This is a genomic window from Streptomyces sp. WELS2 (genome assembly GCF_013870595.1).
GTDB lineage: Bacteria > Actinomycetota > Actinomycetes > Streptomycetales > Streptomycetaceae > Streptomyces.
Map to the genome: position 1 here is coordinate 1 of NZ_JACBWZ010000882.1, position 2,423 is coordinate 2,423.

Genomic DNA, 2,423 nt, shown 5'->3' on the forward strand with positions numbered 1-2,423 from the left:
TCAGGGGCGTCCGAGCAGCCGGTCCGCCGCGCGGCCGAACAGCAGGCGGGAAGCGCGTTCCAGGGCGCCGTCGAAGAACCGTGGCAGGAAGCCGACCCGCAGGTCCTCCCGCCACACCACCCGGCTGCCGCCCCCGGGACCCGGCCACACCTCGATCTCCGCCCAGCCCAGGACCACCCGCCCGCGCTTCTCCAGCCGGCACACCCCGCCCGCGTCCCCCGTCGGCGGGCGCCAGAGCGTCACCTCCATCACGTCGTCCACGGCGAACGGGCCGAGCCCGGACCGCGCGACGAACCGCGTGCCCGCCCGATGCGGCGGAGGTGTGAGCACCCTGACCCGGGTCAGCGGGACGGCACCGGCGTGGCGCGGCCACTCGGTGAGCCGGCGCCAGGCCTCGTCCGGCGGGAGGGGCACCGTGCGCGTGAGGGAGAAGAGGGGCACGGCACGATCGTAGGCACCGCCGGACCGTCGGGCGCGACGCGTGCGCCGCGGGGGCTACGGGCGGTACACCTTGCCGGGCTCCGCCTTGCCGGGGGCCAGCAGCTGGGGGACCGTCACGAACACGTAGCCGCGCTGCTTCAGCGCGTCGATGATGCCGGGCACGGCCGGCACGGTCCCGGGGTAGATGTCGTGCAGCAGGATGATGCCGTCCCGGGACGACTGGTCCAGGACGCGCTTGGTGATGAGCGCCGAGTCGTTGGTCGTGTAGTCCTTGGCGGTCACGCTCCACAGCACCTCCGCAAGGCCCAGCTCCTTGCAGATCTCGTGCACGTTGGAGTCGGTGCGGCCCTGCGGCGGGCGCATCAGGGTCGGCTTGTGCCCGGTGAGCTTCTCGATCGCCTCGTCGGGCCGGTTCAGCTCCTCGCGTATCTCCTTGTCGGATATCTTGGTGAGGATCTTGTGGTCCCAGGTGTGGCTGGCGACCTCGTGGCCCTCCGCCGCCATCCGCTTGACCAGCTCCGGGTACTTCTCGATGTGCCGCTTGCCGAGCAGGAAGAAGGTGGCCGGGACCTTCTTCTCCTTCAGGATGTCGAGCAGCCGCGCCGAGTTCTCGCTGGGCCCGGCGTCGAAGGTGAGCGCGATGCACTTGGCCTTGCGGCAGTCGACGCTGCCGAACTTGGCCGGCGCGCCGTGCGCCGCCTCGGCGCGGGCGGTGCTCGGCGCGGTCGTGTCGACCTGCGCGCAGCCGGCCAGGGTCAGGGTCAGGCCGGCCGCGGCCGCCGCGCAGGCGAGGGCCCGGCGACGCAACCTCCGGCCCGTTCCGTGCATCTTCCCGGGCGCGTGCGGAGGCGTGGCGATCGTGTCGGTCAAGAGAGGCATGTCCGGACTATACACTGCGTGTATAGCGCACTCGTTCGAGTCTCTCGGGTGATACCGGGCAAAGACCCCGTGCACACCAGTAGTACCGGCCGGGCACTCGGAGTAACCTCAAGGACCATGACGCGCACGGGGGAGCGAGTCGGCACGGCACGATTACGGACACCCGCCTGGATCGCGCGCATCGAGACGCCGGACGGGCGGGTCCTCGGTGCGGGGGTGCTGCTCGCCCCCGAACGGGTCCTCACCGCCGGCCATGTCGTCCGGCCCGGCCACCACTACACCGTCCGCCTGGTCGGCGTGCCCGGCCTCGGTCCCGTCACCGCCACCGTCCGCCCGGACGAGCACGTGCCCCAGCGCGAGGACACCTTCGGCGACCGCAGCGGCGACCTCGCCCTGCTGCGCCTGGCACCGCCCCTGCCCGCCGAACACGCCACCCGGCTCTACCGGCTCGCCGCCCCGCACGGACCCGTCAGCATGTACGGCTTCCCGGACGGCGACGACGGCGGGCGCTGGCACGGCGCCACCCTGGTCGCCGCCCGCGGCCGGGACAGCCAGGTGCAACTGCGCCCCCTGACCCCCGGCGAACTGGCCGCACCCGGCTTCAGCGGCGGCGGAGTCGTGGACCACGCCACCGACCAGGTCATCGGCATCGTGCTCAGCGTCGACGACGGACCGGGCTCCGCCTTCAGCTACATGAGCCCCACCGAGACCATCCTCAGCCACCTGCCCCAGGTCGCCGCCTGGACCGATGGCGCCGAGGCCGTCGACCCCCGGCTGCGCACCCGCACCGGACCCGCCGCCGGCCGGCTCGACGTGCCCTTCGCCACCGAACTCGCCTCCTGGTTCCGCGGCGAGGGCTGGCCGGTGCTCGTCACCGCCGTCCCCGCCGGCGGCGACCGCGCCTTCACCCTCCAGCGCGCCGTCACCCTCGCCGACCGCGAACTGCGCACCCACCGCAACACCAGCGCCGTCAGCCACGACCCGCCCGAGACCGTGCCGCCCGCCGGCGCCCACGACCTCGCCCTGGACGTCGCGGAACTGACCACCGCCCAGGTCATGGACCGCATCGCCGAACGCCTCGGCATCCGCGACGACCCCCGCCC

3 protein-coding genes are annotated in these 2,423 nt (G+C 73.5%); 1 reads left to right on the forward strand and 2 read right to left on the reverse strand.

Annotation, left to right across the window (positions count from 1 at the left end):
• Positions 1-441: an SRPBCC family protein gene (locus tag H5J33_RS31200; RefSeq protein ID WP_181798119.1), complete on the reverse strand. Its 441-nt coding sequence runs from the start codon at positions 439-441 to the stop codon at positions 1-3.
• 54 nt (positions 442-495) lie between these two features.
• Positions 496-1,269, reverse strand: a complete 774-nt coding sequence (locus tag H5J33_RS31205) for a polysaccharide deacetylase family protein (protein WP_181798121.1) — start codon at positions 1,267-1,269, stop codon at positions 496-498.
• A 168-nt stretch (positions 1,270-1,437) separates the two neighbouring features.
• Here H5J33_RS31205 and H5J33_RS31210 point away from each other — a divergent pair.
• A partial coding sequence (locus tag H5J33_RS31210) for a trypsin-like peptidase domain-containing protein (RefSeq protein ID WP_181798120.1) occupies positions 1,438-2,423 on the forward strand: 986 nt, incomplete at its 3' end.